This window comes from Synechococcus sp. PCC 7502, assembly GCF_000317085.1.
Lineage (GTDB): Bacteria > Cyanobacteriota > Cyanobacteriia > Pseudanabaenales > Pseudanabaenaceae > PCC-7502.
Map to the genome: position 1 here is coordinate 379,062 of NC_019702.1, position 22,176 is coordinate 401,237.

Annotated in this window: 22 protein-coding genes; 5 read left to right on the forward strand and 17 right to left on the reverse strand. The window is 40.2% G+C overall.

What is annotated here, in order from left to right:
• Window positions 1–2: 2 nt before the first annotated feature.
• Window positions 3–1,391 carry a folate/biopterin family MFS transporter gene (locus SYN7502_RS01810; protein WP_015167193.1) on the forward strand — a complete coding sequence of 463 codons (1,389 nt, stop codon included), beginning with the start codon at window positions 3–5 and terminating at the stop codon, window positions 1,389–1,391.
• 80 nt (window positions 1,392–1,471) lie between these two features.
• On the opposite strand, the gene SYN7502_RS01815 is transcribed toward SYN7502_RS01810, so the two are convergent.
• Window positions 1,472–1,669, reverse strand: a complete 198-nt coding sequence (locus SYN7502_RS01815; protein WP_015167194.1) for a heavy-metal-associated domain-containing protein — start codon at window positions 1,667–1,669, stop codon at window positions 1,472–1,474.
• Window positions 1,670–1,764: 95 nt separating this feature from the next.
• Between SYN7502_RS01815 and SYN7502_RS01820 the strand changes: the two genes are divergently transcribed.
• On the forward strand, window positions 1,765–2,340 hold the full coding sequence (locus SYN7502_RS01820; RefSeq protein WP_015167195.1) for a Uma2 family endonuclease: 576 nt from the start codon (window positions 1,765–1,767) through the stop codon (window positions 2,338–2,340).
• Window positions 2,341–2,363: 23 nt separating this feature from the next.
• On the opposite strand, the gene coaD is transcribed toward SYN7502_RS01820, so the two are convergent.
• The 9 genes from coaD to SYN7502_RS01865 form a co-directional block, all read right to left on the reverse strand.
• Window positions 2,364–2,858 (reverse strand): pantetheine-phosphate adenylyltransferase, encoded by a 495-nt coding sequence (coaD, locus tag SYN7502_RS01825; protein ID WP_015167196.1) that lies wholly within the window; start codon window positions 2,856–2,858, stop codon window positions 2,364–2,366.
• Window positions 2,859–2,896: 38 nt separating this feature from the next.
• Window positions 2,897–3,502 (reverse strand): chorismate lyase, encoded by a 606-nt coding sequence (locus SYN7502_RS01830; RefSeq protein WP_015167197.1) that lies wholly within the window; start codon window positions 3,500–3,502, stop codon window positions 2,897–2,899.
• Window positions 3,503–3,561: 59 nt separating this feature from the next.
• On the reverse strand, window positions 3,562–4,428 hold the full coding sequence (locus SYN7502_RS01835; RefSeq protein WP_015167198.1) for a metallophosphoesterase: 867 nt from the start codon (window positions 4,426–4,428) through the stop codon (window positions 3,562–3,564).
• A gap of 63 nt (window positions 4,429–4,491) precedes the next feature.
• The gene (locus tag SYN7502_RS01840; protein ID WP_015167199.1) at window positions 4,492–5,556 is read right to left on the reverse strand and encodes a HaeII family restriction endonuclease; all 1,065 of its coding nucleotides are present in this window, start codon (window positions 5,554–5,556) and stop codon (window positions 4,492–4,494) included.
• On the reverse strand, window positions 5,556–6,581 hold the full coding sequence (locus SYN7502_RS01845; RefSeq protein WP_015167200.1) for a DNA cytosine methyltransferase: 1,026 nt from the start codon (window positions 6,579–6,581) through the stop codon (window positions 5,556–5,558). Before SYN7502_RS01845 ends, SYN7502_RS01840 begins: the two co-directional genes overlap by 1 nt.
• A 97-nt stretch (window positions 6,582–6,678) precedes the next feature.
• Complete coding sequence (gene crtH, locus SYN7502_RS01850) at window positions 6,679–8,172, reverse strand: carotenoid isomerase (RefSeq protein WP_015167201.1); 1,494 nt, start codon at window positions 8,170–8,172, stop codon at window positions 6,679–6,681.
• 7 nt (window positions 8,173–8,179) lie between these two features.
• Window positions 8,180–8,773, reverse strand: a complete 594-nt coding sequence (gene ureG / locus SYN7502_RS01855; protein WP_015167202.1) for an urease accessory protein UreG — start codon at window positions 8,771–8,773, stop codon at window positions 8,180–8,182.
• A 61-nt stretch (window positions 8,774–8,834) separates the two neighbouring features.
• Window positions 8,835–9,485, reverse strand: coding sequence for a GNAT family N-acetyltransferase (locus tag SYN7502_RS01860; protein ID WP_246828952.1), 651 nt, complete (start codon window positions 9,483–9,485; stop codon window positions 8,835–8,837).
• The gene (locus SYN7502_RS01865; RefSeq protein ID WP_015167204.1) at window positions 9,466–10,197 is read right to left on the reverse strand and encodes a hypothetical protein; all 732 of its coding nucleotides are present in this window, start codon (window positions 10,195–10,197) and stop codon (window positions 9,466–9,468) included. The genes SYN7502_RS01860 and SYN7502_RS01865 overlap by 20 nt, the downstream gene beginning before the upstream one ends.
• 205 nt (window positions 10,198–10,402) lie before the next feature.
• On the opposite strand from SYN7502_RS01865, the gene SYN7502_RS01870 reads away from it, so the two are divergent.
• The gene (locus SYN7502_RS01870; protein ID WP_015167205.1) at window positions 10,403–10,687 is read left to right on the forward strand and encodes a DUF7734 family protein; all 285 of its coding nucleotides are present in this window, start codon (window positions 10,403–10,405) and stop codon (window positions 10,685–10,687) included.
• Here SYN7502_RS01870 and SYN7502_RS01875 read toward each other — a convergent pair.
• Window positions 10,684–12,261 (reverse strand): iron uptake porin, encoded by a 1,578-nt coding sequence (locus SYN7502_RS01875; RefSeq protein ID WP_041429169.1) that lies wholly within the window; start codon window positions 12,259–12,261, stop codon window positions 10,684–10,686. The two genes, SYN7502_RS01870 and SYN7502_RS01875, sit on opposite strands and share 4 nt — an antisense overlap.
• A gap of 264 nt (window positions 12,262–12,525) precedes the next feature.
• Here SYN7502_RS01875 and SYN7502_RS01880 point away from each other — a divergent pair, with 264 nt between their 5' ends.
• Window positions 12,526–14,124 (forward strand): hypothetical protein, encoded by a 1,599-nt coding sequence (locus SYN7502_RS01880; RefSeq protein ID WP_015167207.1) that lies wholly within the window; start codon window positions 12,526–12,528, stop codon window positions 14,122–14,124.
• A 643-nt stretch (window positions 14,125–14,767) separates the two neighbouring features.
• Here SYN7502_RS01880 and SYN7502_RS01890 read toward each other — a convergent pair.
• Entirely contained in the window at window positions 14,768–16,168 is a 1,401-nt protein-coding gene (locus SYN7502_RS01890) for a S1C family serine protease (protein ID WP_015167208.1), read from the reverse strand.
• A 187-nt stretch (window positions 16,169–16,355) separates the two neighbouring features.
• Between SYN7502_RS01890 and aroA the strand changes: the two genes are divergently transcribed.
• The gene (gene aroA / locus SYN7502_RS01895; RefSeq protein WP_015167209.1) at window positions 16,356–17,678 is read left to right on the forward strand and encodes a 3-phosphoshikimate 1-carboxyvinyltransferase; all 1,323 of its coding nucleotides are present in this window, start codon (window positions 16,356–16,358) and stop codon (window positions 17,676–17,678) included.
• A 4-nt stretch (window positions 17,679–17,682) separates the two neighbouring features.
• Here the strand turns inward: aroA and SYN7502_RS01900 are convergent, their stop codons facing one another.
• The 5 genes from SYN7502_RS01900 to SYN7502_RS01920 all read right to left on the reverse strand — a co-directional run bounded on the left by SYN7502_RS01900 (window position 17,683) and on the right by SYN7502_RS01920 (window position 22,130).
• A complete protein-coding gene (locus tag SYN7502_RS01900) occupies window positions 17,683–18,495 on the reverse strand; it encodes an anti-sigma factor (protein ID WP_015167210.1) in 813 nt (270 codons plus the stop codon).
• Between the two features lie 33 nt (window positions 18,496–18,528).
• Window positions 18,529–19,083: a sigma-70 family RNA polymerase sigma factor gene (locus tag SYN7502_RS01905; RefSeq protein WP_015167211.1), complete on the reverse strand. Its 555-nt coding sequence runs from the start codon at window positions 19,081–19,083 to the stop codon at window positions 18,529–18,531.
• 526 nt (window positions 19,084–19,609) lie between these two features.
• Window positions 19,610–19,987 (reverse strand): hypothetical protein, encoded by a 378-nt coding sequence (locus SYN7502_RS01910; RefSeq protein ID WP_015167213.1) that lies wholly within the window; start codon window positions 19,985–19,987, stop codon window positions 19,610–19,612.
• A gap of 74 nt (window positions 19,988–20,061) precedes the next feature.
• On the reverse strand, window positions 20,062–21,270 hold the full coding sequence (locus tag SYN7502_RS01915; RefSeq protein WP_015167214.1) for a 4-hydroxy-3-methylbut-2-enyl diphosphate reductase: 1,209 nt from the start codon (window positions 21,268–21,270) through the stop codon (window positions 20,062–20,064).
• Window positions 21,271–21,422: 152 nt separating this feature from the next.
• A complete protein-coding gene (locus tag SYN7502_RS01920) occupies window positions 21,423–22,130 on the reverse strand; it encodes a gamma-glutamyl-gamma-aminobutyrate hydrolase family protein (protein WP_015167215.1) in 708 nt (235 codons plus the stop codon).
• Between the last annotated feature and the right edge of the window lie 46 nt (window positions 22,131–22,176).

The window sequence follows — 22,176 nt, forward strand, 5'->3', positions numbered from 1 at the left end:
TAATGATTGAGATCAAATCCATCCAAGCACAAGTAAAGTCAAGATTTAGCCACAAGTTTGATATAGAGCTATGGGCGATCGCCACGATTTATTTTGTTCAAGGTGCTATGGGCTTATCTCATCTATCGGTCAGTTTTTTCCTGAAAGATCAGCTTAAACTCAGTCCTGCTGAAGTTGCTTCCCTCATTGGTATTGCTATGGTACCTTGGACAATTAAGCCCCTATATGGCATGATTTCTGATGCTTTCCCCATATTTGGCTATCGGCGGCGACCTTACTTGGTGCTATCTAGCCTTTTAGGGGTGATGGCTTGGGCATGTATGGCAACCATAGTTAATTCTGCGGGGTTGGCGATGGTAATGATTGCTATTGCCTCTATGGCGATCGCCTGTTTTGATGCCATTATTGATGCCTTGGTAGTCCAAAGAGCGAGACTAGAATCCGAAGGTGATGCTGGTTCTCTTCAGGCTTTTTCTTGGGCGGCAATGTCCGTAGGAGGTATTACTTCAGCCTATTTTAGTGGATTTTTACTAGAGCATTGGGGCGCAAAATTTGTATTTGCAATTACGGCTGGTTTACCTTTACTAGTGACCTTAGCAGCATTTGCGATCGCCGATCCACCTATTAATCAATCAGAATCTGTTTTTGAAACTACTAAGCAACAGTTTAAGCAATTAGTTACAGCCTGTACAAGCAAGCAAATCTGGTTACCCATGTTGTTTATTTTTCTATGGCAAGCCACACCTAGTGCCGATTCAGCATTTTTCTTTTTTACAACGAACGAACTTAAATTTAATCCCGAATTTTTAGGGACAGTGCGTTTTTTTACCAGTTTGGCAGGGTTAGGGGGAATATGGATATTTCAGCGATTTCTGAAAGATATTCCCATGCGGCGGATTTTTTTGTGGACAACACTGATCGCTACAGGTTTAGGTATGACTAGCTTAGTGTTAATTAGCCATGTCAATCGCAGTTGGGGAATTGACGATCGCTGGTTTAGTTTAGGAGATAGTTTAATCTTGACCGTTGCTGGCAGAATTGCCTATATGCCTGTATTGATTTTAGCGGCTAGGCTCTGTCCTGAAGGTATAGAAGCTACCCTATTTGCCCTGTTAATGTCAGTTATGAATTTAGCAAGCCTCTGTTCATCCCAATTGGGGGCGGGTTTGACTTACCTACTTGGCGTTACCGATGTGAATTTTAAGAATTTGGGCTTATTGGTAACGATCGCAAATTTAAGTAACCTTCTGCCGTTACCTCTTTTAGGCTGGCTTCCCAATGAGAAAGTAGTTCAGGTAGTAGCGCAGCCAAGTATAGAAGCAACAAAGTTAGAACCAATCAATCCTGAATTTGTAGGCTCAATCCCCGAAGTCAACTTAATTTCCAAATAATCCAAATAAAGCGATCGATCTGCCAGACTGAACCTAATCTCGCCGTACTGTCAAAATTGTCTTCTGTAGTGCAAATTTCACTAAACTATAACCTTATATCCTGCGGCAATCACCGCCGCTTTAATACTTTCAATGGTTTGATCAGAGTTAACTATAACTAGCTTAGTTTGGGAATCGGCTTTAACTTCTGCCTGGGGAGCGATCGCCTGAATTGCTTTGGTGATCTTATCTGCACAGATGGCACAAGCCATATCGGGTACTTTCAGTTCTAGGAGCATATAGAATTTAGAGTAAAGTTTACAGATCAAATTTGGAGATAGACTAAGATTATAGAGCTTACCGCTTGTCCGCAGTTAGTAGGGAGAATTAATCTATGGCGATCGCTACGCAACCACAAACTCTTGTAGATTCTATATCCTTAGCAGAATTTTTAACACTTCCAGAAACTAAGCCTGCTAGTGAATATATCAACGGTAAAGTTTATCAAAAACTAATGCCCCAAGGAAAACACAGTACCCTACAAGGACGCTTGATGTATTTAATCAACACGCGAGGTGAATCTAATCGCCTTGGATATGCTTTTCCTAAACTACGTTGTACCTTTGCGGGGCGGGTAATTGTGCCAGACCTTACGATATTTGAGTGGAAGAATATTCCCCTTGATCAAAATGGAGAAGTGCAGAATCGCATTGAAATTCCTCCTGATTGGATCATTGAAATTCTCTCTCCTGAACAGTCTTCGATCAGGCTAATCGAGAAAATCAGTTTTGCCATAAAAAATGGGGCAAAGTTAGGATGGTTAATCGATCCAATCGATCGCAAGGTATTAGTATTTGAGGGCGATCACCTACCTGAGCTTAAAGAAGATGATGATAATTTACCAACTTTAAAAGTTTTTCCCGACTTGCTTATTTCTGTTCGAGATTTATTTAATCTGTTAACATTTTGAATCAAATTTTGGGACTAATTAAACTAGTTTTGGGGTGATAATCGACTGCGTAGAGCCTCGGCAATTTCTGCGGGAACTAGATGATCTACCTGTCCTCCAAACTCGGCGATCGCTTTGACCACACTACTACTTAAAAAACTATGCTCATTAGAGGTTGCCAGAAATATAGTTTCAATGGTGTGATTTAAGGTTTTATTGGTATGTGCCATTTGTAGTTCCATTTCAAAGTCGGAAACTGCTCGTAAACCCCTGATCAAAATTTTGGCACCCTGTTGTTGGGCATATTCCACCGTCAGACCTGTAAAACTATCAACTTTAAGATTATGTATATGCTTAGTCGCTGCAGTAATTTGCGCAATCCGTTCTTGTACTGTAAATAAAGGGGTTTTATTAGGGTTTTTTAATACTGCCACTGTCAGCATTTCCACCATCTGGCACGATCGCTCAATAATATCTAAATGCCCAAAGGTAATTGGATCAAAGCTGCCCGGATAAATGGCAATTAAGTTTTTAGGCACTGGATTTATAGAATTAATAATTTAAAGTACGCTAAGGATTATAAATGGTCAGCACCTAGATATTTAGCGATCGCAGGAGAATAGATTTCATAGATTAAAGTCAAGGGTACGCCACCATGCCACAACAGATAATGCCTACCCCAGTAAGGATCAGGATAACCAAAGGCTTTAACTAATTCAGGACAGTAACCTTGATACACTCCTTTTAGGTCTCGATATAGCTCCGTAAATTCTTGATTCAGACTTTTCCAAATCGGCAAACTGGGGTCTTTTAAGTACTGTTCCATAGTTGAGGCTTGCCACCACGAAGTTGCATGGGAAAAAATCTCACCCGTAGTTGCACTTTTTAACCAAATTTGTCTTCTAATCCGTGGGGCTGGAATTTCATCAATCCCAATCAAAGTATTATCTGTGACATTCCCAATATCGGTCATGGCAATTACATCAACGACAATATCTGACTGGGTTAGCAGTTGCAAATGACGGGTCGGAGCTCCATCACCTAACAAAAACATCTGCCAATAGGGAGACATGCGACTAAAGGGTAAGCCAGTCCGAATATCTTCACTGTTTCCTATCCAAATCGGATTTGTAATACTGTGCCATGAATTTGGAACTTGAACTAGGTCTGTCAGAATTTGCATGAAGGACTAAATTTATCTTAATATTACTTTATATAATATCCTGATCCGATGATTAAACTCTAAATCACGGTGTTATCAAAAATTTTGCCCTCGGTATCGATCGCTTTAATTTTTAGTTGTTGATTACTGACCGTCACAGCGATAAAGCTTAATCTTGCTTCGGAATATGCGGTAAAGTCTGATTTGCCAACGGGTCTGGTATTTGCCCCGCCCCCATGCACGATGTAGGTTGTGCCATTTAAAACTAGCGATCGCTCGTAGTTATGATCATGTCCACATAGGTATAGAGGAACTTTATATTTCTCAAAAAGGGGGGGTAAACTTTCTATCAAAATTCTGGTGCTACCATGCAAACCTGAAGAATATACAGGGTGATGTCCAAATACAATTTTCCAAGTAGCTTTACTTTCACCCAGAGACTGTTCTAACCATTGTAGTTGTCTCCCCCAATTACTGTCACTAGCCCCATCAATATTAGTATCTAGGGCAAAAAATTGGACTTGGTTTTGGCTAAATGTGTAGTAGCGACTAGTCATATTAAATAAGGGATATTTGACCTCATCGTTACCATTGTTAGTAATGACATCGTGGTTACCCAATGCCGCATAAAACTTAACGCCATTTTGTAGTAGCGCCGCATAGGGTTGCTCAAATACCTCTTTAACTCGCTCAATTTCACCAATACCATAGATATTGTCTCCAGCCAAAAGCACCGAAGAATAAGGACTCTGGTTGTAATAATTACTCATAGCATTAGCAACCGCATACTGCCCCTGATCGCCCATCCCTGTATCTGCGACACCTACAAATTGCCAATCCGAATTTTTTGACTGGATGGTAGATTGTCCAACTAGCTGTAGTCCCAGACCTGCTACAAGTCCAGACCCACCTATACCAAATAAAACTTGCCGACGGCTGATAGTCATAAATCCCTCAAAGTTAGCTAAAGGTTAAATTCAAAAAGTGAAGTCATATTTTTTATGTCTTTTTTATGTCAAAGTCCAGACTTCATCAATGGGTAAGGAAGAATAATTGCGTTCACTCAGAAAGTCAGAAATTGTGCTAGCTTGCGGAAACTCTGACTTAAATCCATATACTAATCTTTCTAACAATGCCTTAGATAGTTGTTTGGAAAATTTTCCTCTGAGGCAACGTTCATACCAATCAATTAACTCAGATTCTTTGACGATACCTCGTACACGACTCCCCCAGCTTATTTGATTAGCAATTGTCTCTATAACCCTTGCATCAGCATCTCGGCAAACAATGACAACATTATCGCTTTCAACTTGATTGGTGATTGATTGGGCACGTTCTTGGTTAAGAGTTAAATGCTTTACCTGAATCGCTGCGCCAAAGTTAGCCCACATATCTAAACCCCTATCTGCAGCATTGGTAACACCAACACGATAAATATGAGCGGGAACTTCCCAACTGTTACTTCCTAGTTCAAGTCCAAGCAAAACTTTAGTAAGGTCTGAAAACTCTGCTAGTAGGTTTGTATTTTTAACTGGAATACTAACTTTTACTGTAGTCTCAAGAGCATTGACAATTGTCTCAAAGAGGCTATACACAACTATTTCATAAGCCTTATCTACACTCCTTCTGATCTCACTTTGGCTAGTAAATTTTATTAATAGCTCACTAAGATCAAAGTTCTCTGGCAAAGAGGTCTCAATAAATGTAATGACGCTGGCAACTGTATTTTGACGCTCGCTAAATCTGAGATAGATATAATACTCAACTCCGCCATTTGTTCTTTTATTCTCATGGTCAAGAACTGCGAGTAAATCGGGCGGCATTGCTTTTTGATTCCAAATGTCATGCTGATAATTTGCTGATGAGGTGGAAACTTTACCTATAAGCCTTCTTGTAACTTTATTTCGCCAATGAATTGATGGGTTTTGGTAAGTATCTTGCTTAAGAATTTGAATATCTTTTTGAATGCGTGACCTTCTCAGTACCTCAGCAATTTGAATGGGCTTATACATATCAACTCTTGCTTTTCTGACAATGCTATCAAGCCTTTCTTTGGCTTCTTGAACTGTAGGCATTAAACTTTACCAGTTATGTATTTTGAAGTTTTTTCAAAAATGAGGCTAAGTTGCCCACTAGTTTGAGGTTTGGGGTAATCAGGTATATTACTCGGTTTAATTATTGCATCAAGAACGGAGCCAACAACAGCACTAACGCAGGGAACTGCAACTGAATTCCCAACTTGTTTACGAGTAGCTTGGTAATTACAAACTATTTTATAAGAATCAGGAAATCCCTGAAGTCTAAGCATTTCACGTTCTGTTAATCTTCTTTTCCCGTTGACCAGTAAATAATTATATGAAGCTCCTGCTCTTAACGCACAAGAGTAAGGGTAAGCACTGATGTTTCCGCCTTTATTTTCATGCCAGATGGTTATCTGTTCATGCTGTTTTTTAGCAAGAGTTTTTTCTATACGATTTTTTTGAATTCTTTCAGATGCATAGTAAAAACTTGGGACTTCGCTTTCTAAAATTTCTGATAATGGTTTCATAGGAACTCTATCTTCAGCCCAAACAAAATGACATGACTCTTTAAAACCAATAATAAAGATTCGTTCACGCTTTTGAGGCAAGCCATAATTCAAGGCATTTAGAATTTTATAGTCAGTATGGTAACCAAGTTCTTGAAGAGTTTGTAAAATTCGCTGTAGAGTCTTTCCTTCATTGTGACCCTTCAACTGCTTTACATTTTCTAAAACAAAAGCTTTGGGTTGTTTTGCTTCCAATATTCTGGCAATGTCAAAGAATAAAGTACCTCGAACGTCTTCAAATCCTTTTAAGTCTCCACAAATACTAAAAGGCTGACATGGAAAACCAGCTAGTAAGATATCATGATCGGGAATATCACTCGTACTCACTTTTGTAATATCACCAACGGTCACCTCATCAAAATTTGACTTGTAAGCAACTTGGGCATCTGGATCTATATCGCTAGAAAACACACAAGTTGGATTAATATTTCTCTGGTTACAGGCTATTTCCGCCCCAAGCCGAAATCCTCCAATTCCACAGAATAAGTCAACAAAGCGAATTGATTGATACATTTTACTGGCTAACAATATTTATAGATTTTAACTGAGAGTCTATAGCAACTGCCATTAAGGGTAATTTCTTCTGACTTTAAGTTACAAAGTAATTTACCTAAAACTGTGTGGTGGCAATTAAGTGAGCGCAGGCAAACCCTGAAAACGCTACAGCATTTAAACCTTGAGCAGGAAAAGTACTATCTCCTACACAATATAGATTAGCGATCGCTGTGCGGTTAAAAGGCATGCCCAACAGTCCCATAAGTTTACGCTTAGGAATAGCTCCGTAGGTACCATCGATTCTACCTAAAAATCTACGATGGGTGCGGGGAGTACCGACTTCCATATAGTCTAGGTTTTGGCTTAGGGTAGGAAATATCTTCTCTAGGCGGGCAATGAGCTTATATGCCTCTTCTTCTTTTTTTTGTTCATACTTTGCTTGGGAGAGATTTTGCCAATCATCAATCCAACTGGGAGTAAAGGCATGGACAATATGGTTCCCAACTGGGGCTAAACTGGGATCGAGTAAAGTGGGAATAGAGACAAAGATCGTACCGTGGGGTTTTTCCATATCCTGCCAGTCTTCGAGCAAAATATGATGACAAGCTGAGCCTGATTTAATTGCTTCTGCTTTAACACCCAAATGCAAGCTTAAAAAACTAGGAGATTTCTGGTATCGATTACGCCACTTAACTTCGGACTTGGGTAAATTTTCCTGTTTGAGTAAGTGATCGAAGGTATCCCATCGGGTGGCATTGGAAACCACAGATTTAGCAGTAAGAATTTCACCGTTGCTTAGTTTGACACCAATATTACCATTTGCGGTTTTGGGGATAATTTCTGTAACCCTGATCCCATATTTAATATGACTACCAAATTTTTCTAGTCCCTCTGCCAATGCTTCACCAATTCTGCCTACCCCACCTTTAGGATAATTAATTCCTCCGTAGTGGCGATCGCTAAAAACCATCCCTGCATTAATCATCGGCGTTTTATCTGCAGGCATGACTGACCAGATATAGCACTCCATATCAATGAATTTCAGTAATTCTGGATCGTGAATATAGTGTTTAGCCACATCGCCGACATTTTGGGGTAAATACTTGACTAAACCCAGACAAGCTAAGGGATTTTGGAAGAATACCCGCATTAAATATCTGTACTCTTCCAAGGATAAAAGCTCGATCGCATTCAGACAATTAAATACATCCCAGCAGGCATCATAGAATTTACGAATACCTACCCGTTCATTTGGAAAGCGATCGCCCAATTCTTGGATAAATGTTTCATAGTTACGATCGACCTTAATATCTAAATGGTTAGGCAAATGATAATGCACCTGAGAGTCATCGGGAATAGTTTCTAGTTTCATACCCACGGCAGCTAAGGCACGGGTTAAAAGATTGGTAGTTCCCTGTTCACCAAAGCCAAAAATCATGGATGCACCGACATCAAACCGATAACCATTGCGCTCAAAATAGCCAGCACTACCGCCGGGGATCAAATATTTTTCTAAGACTAAAACTTTTATGCCTTTAGCTGCAAGTTGAGTCGCAGTTACTAAGCCGCCAATTCCTGAGCCAATTACAATTACATCTGCGTCAAGCATGAATTACTTAAATTTGATTATTTATAAATTGAATTACCGAGTCTAATCCCACTTGGGTTTTAAGGTTAGTAAAAACAAAGGGTTTTGCCCCGCGCATTTTTAAAGCATCCCGTTCCATTACGCTTAAATCTGCACCAACGTAGGGAGCAAGATCAATTTTATTAATTACTAATAAATCGGATTTAGTAATACCAGGTCCACCTTTGCGGGGAATTTTATCTCCAGCAGCAACATCAATCACATAAATTGTTAAATCTACTAGCTCAGGGCTAAAGGTAGAAGCCAAATTATCTCCACCACTTTCCACAAATATTAATTGCAGATTATTAAAGTCTTTTTCTAATTGAGCGATCGCCGCTAAATTCATGGAAGCATCTTCACGAATGGCAGTATGGGGGCATCCACCTGTTTCTACGCCCACAATCCGATCACGACTTAAAGCCTGACTGCGAACTAAAAACTGAGCATCCTCTTGGGTATAAATATCATTGGTAACTACGGCAATTTGATAATGCGATCGCAAAGCCTTACACAGACAATCTACTAAAGCGGTTTTCCCCGATCCCACTGGACCTGCTACCCCAACTCGAAAAGCATTCATGGTTAATCTTTTTTACTTGATCTTACTACTTGAGCTAATATACCAACTCCCATCAGATTTTTTAGGGATAGCGATTGGGACGACGATGGCGACTACGTTCAGCCTTATCCCGTTCATAGGCGATTAATTTACCAAAATATTCATGTTTAGTCAGATTCATAGATAAAAATATATGTTTGCGAGCATTGCCAAACCCCTTGCGGGTAAAGAAATTAATGGCGGCTGTATTCGTGGGATCGGTGTCCACTAGCATCGATCTGGCTCCTTCCTCAATCATGCGCTCGACAATTTTATCCACCAACCTATCGGCAACACCCCGCCGTTGAAAACTAGGACTGACACCTAACCACAGAATATAACCATAGGTCCAAGAAGATTTCGTAATAACTGTTCCCAAAACAAACCCACTCAACTGCCCGTCAATTTCGGCAACTAAACAATACTCAGGGTCAGTGTTATAAAGTCCAATGACTTCCCATTCATCCCAAGTGCGATAGAGATAGGGATAAAGCTCACTGGTAAATAAACTTTCGCCCAGATGATACACAGGGGCAATGTCATCGATCGCCATCTCCCGAATTCCCACATCTAAAGACTTACTAGACATAATATCCAAATTTTCTAGCTCACTTATTTCTACTGTGGAGTTTTCCACTGTTACTTCTGCGGTGGAGTCTGGAGCATTAGCCATGTTATTCCTCGTAGTAGTCATCTTGGTTTTCGGCTTGATCATCATCTTGATCTTCCACATCCTCAATATCCACTATAGGCTGTCCCCGTGAAAGCATGTATCTGGTTAAATCACTAAATACATCTCGCCGCAAATAGGGATAGTCACTTACCCATAAATTAATTTGCGGTAAATAGGCATCGGTAGTGATCTTGCTCACACGCCTAAATTTGGGGTCATTGGAAAACAAAAGCATACACACTGATTGCTTCAGCTTAATGCGTTTATATTCACGACGCATGGGAACTCTTAAGGTAGTTGTATAGCCCGTGCGATCGCCAATCTCTAAATTAAAAAAGCTTTGGGTATCATAGTTAACTGCTAACCGTCCTCTTTGATCAAAATCCTCCTGCCGTGATAACACTTCTTCAGACAGATAAATATCTAAAACCTGCGCCTGCCAGAACCCACATTGAGATAAACTCCGCAGTTTAGTATTTTTCCTAATTGCACTAATGACTGGACCCAGCATCCAATACAGACCGCCTAAGCCCGCACAGATAAACATTAATAGCCCAAAAAAATTATCAGGCGTGCGGTTATACAGCAGCGAAAAAGTTACTAGTAGTGCCACAGAGATTAAAATGCGCCTAAATACATCTTGGCTACTACCCCAGAAGTACTGATATTGATCGGATGTTGGTACCGCAGGAATCAATTCATCAAATTTCTTGCGTTTTAGGGGAGTGATCATCTAGAGCTAAATTTTGACTACGAAAAAACCTGATGACGGGATTTACACCTACAACCTACTGATATGGAAGTTCCCATTATGTTTGTTTATTATGACTTTAAATGATTCAAGCATTAGCATAAAAATTAACGATGGCGCAGCAAATAGGTTTAGAATATTTGTTTACTAAGGCGTTTGGGCTTTATTATCTAAACCTGTAAAAGTAATGAGTAGTATTCAAAAACAATTAGAACAATATACTCAAAGGCGATCGCAGGAGGTTTTATTAGTTACCCTTGATATTGATGGCACCACAGAAGAAGTAGTAGTTTTTAAGGGATTTTCTAGCTGTCTGAGCCGAGCTACAGCCTATGATCCAGATGTGCCAGTCATACCAGAGAATGCCCAAATCATTACTATCGATCGCCTCCAAGCTCCCTATAACCCTAGTCAACCAAATTACATTGAAAGGAGCTTAACTTCCTTAGAGTTTATCTTTGAAAAGCATTAAAAACTAAACACAGTACGGAGGGTACCAATCGTAATTAGCCCGTTATTACTGTTATTGTTGCCATTAATAATAAACTGCAAATCTGGGGTAATACTAATATTTTCGGAAAGGGGAAATTTATAGAATGCCTCAATATTAGTCTGAGTGCTATTACCTACGGTGCGTTCAATAAAAGGTTGTCCCACGGCGATCGCAGCTAGGGCTTTTTCTCTGAATAAATTAGGAAATGCTACCCCTGCTGACCAAGTATAAGGATTAATAGTGGAAATGCGATCGCTAATCCCGCCAAACCCAAACCGCCCAAATATTGCTACCGTAGGATTAATCAGCCATTCTAGGTTGACACCACCAATATTAAAATCCAAATTACCAATCGCAGCACGGGTATATTGTAATCTTGCCGCAAATCCTGAATCCTTGGGCGCAAACTCCAGTTCCGCCGTTAGTTGATAGGGATCACCACCGATGCCCCCGTTGGTTAAAGCACTAGAAGCCGCAAACAGGTTATTACCAATGGGATTTTCTGTAATACCAGCCACTGGACTAGCTCCATTCCCCGCCACATAGCCAACCTTAATGTTAAAAGCGCCCCCGCTCGGATTCCACTCTATTACTCCACCTGCTCCAGTATTAAGAGGCAATATTAATGGATTATTAATAAATAGTCCCGATGAAAAATCATGAGCCTCATCATTGGCAAAACTATTTAAGTCAAGCTTATCGCTCAAATCAATTTGCGGACCGATCGCTACTCTAATATCTTGAATCGGCGAAAAATCATAGCGTAAAATTCCCAGAGTTACGGTACTGCCAGACCCCGCATAGTCCACATCGCTATTGGCAAAAATACCATCAAGGAATGAACCAAGCCCAGAGCCACCATTGCCTGTTTCAAGGCGGGTTACTAATAGGTCTTCACCTGTAAATGTCGAATTTAACTCCAATCTGACCCTAGCTATAGCTGTAGTATTGGCTGTTCCAGAGTTACCAGAAAGAGTGCCATTGGGAAGCAGAATATTAGCATTACCTGAACCGCCTCCTGAGAACGCTAAAACCACTTGCCCTGTTAACTTTGTCGTTGTTGAAAATTGCTGAGCTTCTAGGGTTTCCGTTTTAGACTCTAAGCTATCAACTCTACCTTTAAGAGCAGTTAATTCTGTGGCAAATTCCGCTTGTAATTTTTGTAAAGTGGCAAGGTCTTCTTTCCCGACTTTGTCCGCTAAGCCCGTAGATATAATCTGATTAATTTTATCTAAACACGCATTTAAACCTGCTGCAAATTCATACCGACTCAAGACACGATTACCCCTAAAGGTAGCATTGGGATAACCTGCAATACAGCCATACCTTTCCACCAGTGATTGTAAGGACGTAAATGCCCAATCCGTAGGTTGCACATCGGATAATTGCGACACAGAGGTAACTTGGGCAGTAATATTTTGACCTTTCCCCTCTTCGGCGTGCCTTAAAAATGGGGAGTTAATTACAGACTCTGGCTCTGCATAGGCAGCTTGAACTTTATAAATAGAGCCTAAAAGTCCCAATACCATTAGCGATCGCCATATATTTTTCATATTTTTTTAATCCCTGCTCACAGTTAAATTTTTTACATAGTACCAGTAATTTAGAAAATATTAATCATTCTTATTCTTAATAAGGTTTTAACTAAAATCAGGATTGGTCTAAAAATTATTAAAAAACAAGTCCCTAAATCAGTCCAAAAAGGACTATTGCCAATCTGTAAATCAGGTATATTGGGTCTATGTACGAGCCTTAGCTGAGATCAAGCAATTAACACTATGAGAATAAAGGATTCAAACATCTTGATTTTGTCTAGAATGGGTCGAATATTACTCTTAGTCTTTACTCTCACTCTTGTTAATATCAGTACTAGCTCTCAAATTAATACTGCTAATACAAATTACTCTCAAGAACAATTAGCTGAACTCAGAAAAATAGCACCTAACTTTAACCTTGCCCTCAATAAGTCTCAAACATGGACAGAGTTAGCAGAGAACTGGTTAGAATCTGGCTCACCTTTGAAGTATTTCCAAGTTACAAGTAGTCAAGATATTAAGGCTCTAGCTGTAAAATTTCAGGAAGTTGCCAAAAGTTCAAAGCTTACCTTACCCGCCATTAAGTCTGCGCCCGAAAATCAGGTTAAGTTCTTGACAGCCCTCGCCCCAAAGCTAAAAGGGGATCGTCGGTTTACCAAGATGTATGAAGCGATCGCCTCTATTCAATTAAAACCTCAATTAAACCCAAATACTTCTAAGCCAACTAATTACAGTCTTGGTATTTTTATATTTCTCTGCATATTTGCTCCCCTTAGTTATATAGGCTTTATGAAGCGCAGTTATATTCTTAATAAAATTAAGACCTTACAAGGTTCTAGTCAGAATTTATCTATGCAACTTGATTCTTCCCTTCTGTCGGACTCTTTAGCCACACCCAAATGGTTGCAAGAATGGGAAATAGAAAATATAGAAAACTTTGATTCTGGATTTCACCCTGAGGCACGCATCCCCACAGTTCTTGATCGCGAAATTCCCGAAGATGTCCAAACTCTTGCCCTAGAAGCAGCAAATAGGGTTTTATATGCTCTCCAAGTCTCTGATCAGCACTCGATTTTCCTATGCGATGTGGTCAATCAATATGTGCCGAAGGTTTCCCAAAATATTACCTATTTTTATTACGACCTCTTCTGTCAGCTTAATGAAAAAATTGAAGTATATGATGGGCAAAAACAAATCAAAAAAAAGCTAGTAGGTGTGGGATTAAGTAGCTCACTTTTAAAAATAGAGTTTGTGGAGTTTGACTCGGATTCCTCTAAATTTAATCCTTCAACCATTGAGTTAAATCTCAGTTCATTTAATTTAAGTCTTGAAACTCAACTATTACAAATTTCCAGTTGGCTGATTTTCTTAAGTCAGGAATTAGCGAATTTTACAACTAGTAAGGTAACTCCTCTTATAAACTCCAAAACAGTTAATAAAACTGATTCTAAAAATAATAAAAGCGATCGCAAGTTGCGTCAAAAAATTATAAACTTGCAAACCCTATTACAAAAAATAGCCACTTCTAGTTCTATAGAATCTAAAATCGAAAAAACCCAAGAGTTTTATAGAGCCAATACCCTTCATACATCCACCGATGAGCTAATTCAAGACCTAATTCAAAAATCCCGTGAAATTGCTGCTATAAACTGCAAAAACTGGCACTCTCAAAATCCCAATCAATCTAGTGCAGCCCGACAACCCTATGAATATTTAAATTTGGATGCCAATAGTTTTGATGCCTTTAAGTATGAAATGCTGAAATCTAAAAATATCAAGCTGTCCCTAGAAAATGCCCAAAGTACATTGATTGGCTACAAAGAGTTTTTTGCTCCCGCAGCTTTTTACCAAGTCTTAATGAAGACTAAATTTGATAGCTAGGATGGTGTCAACCTAAAACTCCCCCTTCTAAATCTTAAAGTTCTTAAAACTCTTAAAACTTAAGAAAGGAGAATCTAGCCCTGAGCTATTTGCAAAAAATAATTTTAGCTTTTCTTTAACAGTGTATTTACACCATCCAGATCAGACTACGGGAGCAAAAACTATAACTAATCAGGAATATTAACGAGCCAAGAAAGCTCAACAGTTACGAGATTCCCTGACTGCTCTAGGTATTAATGGGTAATCCTTATTTTTTAGATTTGGACTTCAAGAGCGATCGCAAATAAAACTACAAATCTTCTTTTGAATTATCTAATACTAACGATTTCCAGAGTCCAAATGCAATCTTAAACTGCCAGATAGCTACACCAAGAGATATCGGAATCGCAATAAGTATACCAAAAGCGAGAGAATCTGGATTTCTGTGCCTATAACTCACTTGTGCAAGTGCAATGATATTTTTTAGGTAGTTGTAGCAATGATTTCCAGTACAAGTATATAAATAAAATGTTATCCAGATAGCATAGCTAAATACCCCGAGAAATTCGATCCCATTCAAAATAAAGCTAAAACTTGGATGCTTTGTAAAGCTGTGTATTTTTGATAAAAACTTCATTCTAGGAACTGTTTCTCTTACCTATTCCTAGTTTAAGCTGCGAACAATTAAGGTATAGCTGCCTCGTCCAGACTTATCCGAAGCATTAGCAATAACTCTATAGGTACCTGTGGAGGTCAGTTGCACAGTAATTGCAGAATTTTGCTCAGAACGGTCATTCTCTTTGATGATTTGGAGATCGGGAGAAACTAAAGCCACATAGGGTCTAAAATCCAAACTGCTTAATTCAACTTGAATTCTCTGTCCTGCTCTGCCCATAAAGCTAAAGGTTTCATAGAGGCTGCCATCACGGGGAAGTACGTTACTGTTTAATCCTAAAGTTCCCCTGAGTTGCAAAATCACCCCCGCATTGTTCTGGGGATTATTGCTAATGGTTGAGGCACCTAGTTTAGCACTTAGGGTAAATCGCCCATAATCTCCCGGATCGGAGGAGTTCGCAAACAGGGTATAGGTTCCTGATACAGGTAAAACTACTCTAATTCTGGCTGTACCTTCGTTATCATCAACGGCAATTCTTCTACCCCTTGGGTCTACTAATGCTAGATAAGGATTTAGATCACGACTAGTCATCTCTACACTGAGTTTTTGTCCTGCTCTACCGCTAAATCGAAAAGTTTTGTAGGCACTACCATCAGAGGCTCTAGGATCATTGGGGGTTAAAACAAAGGTCTTCAGGTTTCCATCTAAATTAAAAAGATTATTACCCCGTTCTTGTCCGTTGGGATTTCCATTGGGATTATTGAAAGCTACATTTTCATTAACTTGTCCCCGTGGGGCAGTACTAACAAATTGCCTAACTGTATTAGCATTGATCGCAAAGCCCAAGCCCACATTTCCTTCGCCGGGTGTGAAGATCAGAGTATTGACCCCAATTAATTCACCACGACTGTTTAGCAAAGGTCCACCTGAGTTACCCGGATTAATGGCAGCATCGGTTTGGAGTAGTTGGCGATCGCTATCAATTCGACTGATAATGCCCATAGTTAAGGTTCCCGCAAATTGCCCAAAGGGATCACCAATTGCAAAGGCACGTTGACCGACCTTAACAGGACTAGAAGAAGCAATATTAAGTTTAGGTAAGTTGGGAGGTACATTTTGAAGTTGGATCAGGGCAAGGTCTGGATTACGGCTTCTAGATATAACTCTACCTTGAAGTTTTTGCTTATTGGCAAGGGTGACAACCACAGCATCAGAATTTCTAACCACATGACCATTGGTTAACACGATGCCCTTAGAGTCGATAATACTCCCGCTTCCTGTGGCACCACCTGCCCGAATCGAAACCACGGCTGGACTAGCAATTTGATAAACCCGAACCGTAATGTCTTCATCGTTGGTAGTTGTCTGAGCATAGGTTGCTGGAGTTATCCCCACTGCTCCTGTGATGATTAAACTAGAAGCCAATAAGCTTACTAATCCTCTAGTCATATCCCTGTCTCCCAATTGGTGATTATGTAATTAGCTTTGACATTTGCTTTGTATGTAGACTATTGATGATTACAAATAGTTCTTTACAGTGATTATTTACTGGTTAATTCAAATGTGAATTCCCGTAATTAAAACAAAAATAAGATTGACATACTGTTAAAGTCATTACTAGATACTTAAATTATAAATGATTCAATTAGACACCACTACCAGCAACCATCTACTTACCATCGATCGCAAATTAGATTCAGGGTTACATGGTGAAATTTCTATTCCAGGTGATAAATCTATTTCCCATCGAGCTTTGATGTTAGGAGCTTTGGCATCTGGAACAACTACTATTCGGGGCTTACTCCTCGGTGAAGACCCCCGCAGTACAGCCAAATGTTTTCAGGCGATGGGTGCGGAAATTTCCGAACTTAATTCCGACCTAGTTACAGTCCAGGGTATTGGCTTGGGTAATTTACAGGAACCCCTTGATATTCTGGATGCGGGTAATTCGGGGACAACCTTACGTCTGATGTTGGGGGTATTGGCTAGTCATGAGCAGCGTTTTTTTGCCGTAACTGGGGATAAATCCTTGCGATCGCGACCTATGCTCAGAGTAGTTAAACCTTTACGGGAAATGGGCGCAGAAATTTGGGGACGGGAACAGGGCGGTAAAGCTCCTTTGGCAATTTCAGGCAGAAATCTCCAACCCATTCATTATCAGTCCCCGATCGCCTCTGCCCAGGTTAAGTCCTGTATTTTATTAGCAGGTTTAATGATTGATGGCGAAACCATAGTTGCGGAACCAGAACGGTCTAGGGATCATAGTGAACGAATGTTGTCGGCGTTTGGTGCCAAGATCAAAGTGGATGGGAATACTGTATATTTGCAGGGGCGATCGCAATTACAGGGACAGGAAGTGACAGTACCAGGGGATATTAGTTCGGCTGCCTATTGGTTAGTCGCGGGGGCGATCGTGCCAGATTCGGATTTGCTAATTTTAAATGTAGGGATAAACCCAACCCGCACAGGCATTTTAGAGGTTCTCTTAGAAATGGGTGCAGATATTACCCTTGAAAATCCTAGAGAAGTAACTGGCGAACCTGTGGCAGACTTGCGTGTGCGTTCTAGTCAGCTTAAAGCCTGTGCCATTGGTGGGGCGATCATTCCCCGACTGATTGATGAAATTCCAATTTTGGCAGTGGCAGCTTCCTTAGCAGAGGGAACTACAGTAATTAGGGATGCAGCAGAACTGAGAGTAAAAGAAAGCGATCGCATTACCGTTACCGCTAAATGTCTAAATCAAATGGGTGCAAATATTACAGAGTTGCCTGACGGAATGGAAATTAGGGGTGGCTGTAGTTTAAGTGGGGCTGAGGTTGATAGTTGTGATGATCATCGCATTGCTATGAGTATGGCAATCGCCGCTTTAGTCGCTAAGGGTAAAACTATAATTAGTCATGCCGAATGTGCCGCAATTTCCTATCCATCGTTTATTCCGACCTTGCAAAAACTATTTTAGCTTTCTATAAAGATACTTCCCCTTGCATGACCATTTCCCCCTTAGGCTCTGGTGGGGATTGCTTGGGTTCTAGGGTAATTACTACGGATTTAGCTCCCATCAAGATTTGATTAATGGGAACTCGCAGCATCACAGTACCAGTTTGGTCAGGCATAAATTCAGCTATGTAAGTTTTTTTGCCATCCACCAATGCCCAGAGACAATAACTCATATTACTAGGCGGCATGGATAGTTTTTGAATAGTAAGAATACCTGAGTTGGCTTGGGTGGCAATTACTAGACTACCAGAGGCGGCGGGAACTTCACCCATACCTTTTAAGGCTAATAGTCGATTGTTAGGTTGCTTAAGGACGGCGATCGCCTGTTGATAACTAGATAATTCCCCTTGGGCGATCGCTAACTGTTGCCTTGTGTGATAGCTATCAAAGCCAAGCCCAACCAATAAAGCAGCCATGATTCCACCAATAAGGTAGGTTTTATTAGAAATTCTATGGAAAAAAGGCTTAGATATTTTGATCGGAGATTGGATATAGGAATTAGATTCACTAGCTAGATCGGCATCTAATAGTTCGGCATTTAGAAGAATTTGCGATCGCAGGTGTTCAGATGGATAGTCTTCAGGTAATGCCAAGGGCAGCAATGATAAAACCTCTTGTAATTGATCTACTTCTGCAACTAGTTCGGGATGTAATGCTAATAGTTTATGAACTTCTGCCACTTCTTCGGTGGTTAAATCGCCTAAGACATAACCTGCTATTAGTTTTTCCCATTCCTGAAAGTTTAGATCGGGGTTTTGATCAAAATTTTGATAGCTCATTGCTGTTGTACCATGCTCGTGAAAACTTTATATTTAAGGCTTTTCCTTTAAGACTTTTCTGAGGGAAATTAGTCCCTGCCTAGCCCAAGACTTGATCGTACCGAGGGGAATGCCTAAATCCTGAGCAATTTCTGATTGACTGCGACCTTCGTAGTATGCCATTTCTAAAACCTGTCGATGTCTTTCGGGTAAGTTTTGGAGAGCGGCTCTTACCTGATCTGAAATTTCATGCTTAGAGACTTTTTCCATAGGATGATCGGGAACTATATGAGCTATAGCCTGTTGCCATTTTTGTAAAGAAGAAGATTGCGATCGCAGCTTACGAATCCGATCAATTGCCCGAGACCGAGTCATGACCATCAAAAAGGCTTGCATTGATCCACGGGTCGGATCGTAGGCTGTTGTTCGACTGAGGTTGATAAATATATCTTGGCTTAAGTCCTCAGCATCATGCTTATTACCTAAAATCTTCAAAGCTAGTCGATACACTAAAACACCATAGCGATCATACAAAGTTCCTAAAGCTTCACGATTTCCCGATCGCAGTGCCAGAAACAATTCCGTATCAGTTTGAGTAGAAATAGGCATATATTGACTCAAAATAGCTGGGTGGTGGAGGTAAGCTAAGTTAAATTCAAATCTTTGATTGTACTTAGTCTCTCCTTAATAGATTAAAGCTAATTGTAGTTTCTAGTGCCTCAATTGCATGAATTGCCTTGAGTGAATTGCTTTGATTAAACTACCCCACGCATAAATCCGAGAGGCTCCTCTGCTTGAATAATGCGATCGCCCACGGGTTTAATTGATCAGGAAATCGCCCGCCCGTTGGCAAAAGCGATGTAGAACTGGTTAATAATCGTCTGAGCTAAGGAACAAATTGCTTGAATTAGTTGGTTTGGCGATCGCTTTTTTCTCCTTTTAATTGCTCTGCTAATAAATCTTCGACATCACTTAAGAAGCGATAGAGTCCGTAGGGAGATGGGAGAAAATCACCAACCATAGTTAATTGTTCACATTATTCCTTGGCATTTATTAGCCAGTCCATATTGTCCTAATCCTTTGCCATACTTAAGTTAAGGAAAGTTAAGTAATCAGATGAAGAATCCGTAGGCTATTACTTCACTTCCTTAGGATCAAACTTGGCAATTTTACCCTTCTTCACCGCCACAACTACATCAAAAGTCGTGCAAAGCGAAAGTGTTGTGTCATCCTTTTTGCTGTACAAGTTAACCACAGAACCAGCTCCTCCGGGTTGAATACCGATGGGGGTTAGGTCTTTGGCATATAGTTTACGCAATAAATCTCCACTACCGGGTTTCCCCTTGACGGCGGTAATCTGATCGATCTTAGCTTGAGAGGAAGGAGCTTCGGCAATCTTAACCTCGGCGGCAGATGCTTGAAGAGAATTGAGATTAAACGACTGAAAAGGAACGGTAGAAATTGAGACAATACTAGCGATCACAGTTGTAGCAAATAGAGAAGTGAGTTTCATATATGTATCCTTTATGTTCTGTGTACATTCTGTTTACGCAGGGATAAAAGAAATGGATGAAAAATTGCTGAATTTTAATTTTTAAGGCTAAATATTTTAGAAATCACATCTGCCACAACCTTGTCAGGGGTAGAAGCTCCAGAGGTAATACCAATTTTAACTTTGCCTTGAGGCAACCAATTTGGGGACTGGGTTAAAGGCTCACCTAAAGGCTTATGCTCAATTGTATTGGCAGAAATAATGCGATCGCTACTATCAACATGATAGGAAGGTAAACCTTTGGCAATGGCGATTTCCTGTAAGTGGGTAGTGTTAGAGGAATTGTAGCCACCTATAACAATCATTAAATCTAATGGCTCTTCAACAATTTCTAACATGGCATCTTGACGTTCTTGGGTGGCATCACAGATGGTGTTATAGCTCAAGAAATGCTGGTTTAAATTTTCTACCCCGTACTTGACCATTACGGTTTTCTCAAATAGTTTCCCGATCGCCTCGGTTTCACCCTTAAGCATGGTGGTTTGGTTAGCAATCCCCACTCTTTGTAGATGTAAATCGGGATCAAATCCTGTGGATACAGCCTTACTAAATTTGGTCAAAAATTCGGTGCGATCGCCGCCATTGAGCATGTAGTTAGAGACATATTCCGCCTCTTCCATATTCAAAACAACTAAATATCGCTTAGCATAAGAAATTGTGGCGATCGTCTCTTCATGGCTATACTTACCATGCACAATTGAAGTAAAATCAGCTTTCTTATGTTTCTCCACCCGATTCCACACCTTAGATACCCAAGGGCAAGTCGTATCAACAATTGTGCAGCCAATCTCATTGAGTAATTGGGTTTCTTGAATACTGGCACCAAAGGCAGGGAGAATTACCACATCCCCAGTTTTAACGACAGAAAAGTCTTTATTACCCTTAGCATCTGCCTCAATAAACTGCACCTGCATTTCCTTTAATCGCTGATTAACCGCAGGATTATGAATAATTTCATTGGTAATCCAAATGCGCTCTGTGGGAAATTGTTTTCTCGCCTCATAGGCAATGGCGATCGCCCGTTCTACGCCCCAACAAAAACCAAAGGACTGCGCTAAATAGATCGTGACATCACCTTGGGTATATACATAGTTAGCATCACGAATTGTTTGGACTAAATCACTGTAATACTCAGTTTTCATATTACTTTCCACTTCTACCTCATGCCCAAAGCCTTGGCGATGATAGTTAGGAGATTTTTGGAGTGATCGCCTTAAAGCCTGAGTATCTAGTGTATTTTCCATAGCAGTTTTTTACGGTATGTTTCGGAGTGTATTCTTACAATTAAGTATTTTCGATTACCAAGTATGATTCCTATGATTCTAATAAGAGATTCGAGAAACATTGTTTATTTTAACTGCTAATCGTGGTTGCAAATTGGATTAGTCTTTGGTTCTCAAGATTTGATTGCTGCTGCTACGATCGCTTGAAATAATCTTTGTTGAGACAGATCATTACTTGCCATTTCTGGATGCCACTGCACAGCAATCGCCCAGGGATGAAGTTTATGTTCAATTGCCTCGACTACTCCATCGGGAGCCTTTGCCGCTATATCCCAGTTTGGTGACACATTTAGGATGGCTTGATGATGCCATGAGGTTACTTCCGCAGTAGTTACTCCCATAGCGATCGCCAATTTAGTATCCGCTATCACCTCAACTGTATGGATTGTCCCTTTGGTCTCTTCTTCGTGATCATGACGATGGGCAATATCTGTACCAAATAGATCCGGAACATGGGGAACCAAATCTCCGCCATCTGCCACATTTAACACTTGTAAGCCTCGACAAATTCCTAAAATTGGCACATTTTGACTTAAAGCTAACTTTGCCAAGGCAATTTCAAAGCGATCGCGCTCTGGATCAACAGCATAAACCGCAGGATGAGACTCCCCATTATAAATTTCTGGCTCAATATCTCCCCCACCCGCTAAAATTACGCCATCTAGCTTAGATAACAATACACTGGGATCAGACTCACCCGGGGGCAGCAGTAAAGGAATTCCGCCCGCATCTCTAACTGATTTAACATAAGAACTTTGCAGACTATAGTCACCTTCGGCATTTTTGCCGTACATTGTGATCCCAATTATTGGTTTGAGCATTTCTAAAAAATCTGTGTTGATATTTAGTGAATATTCTAAAACTATG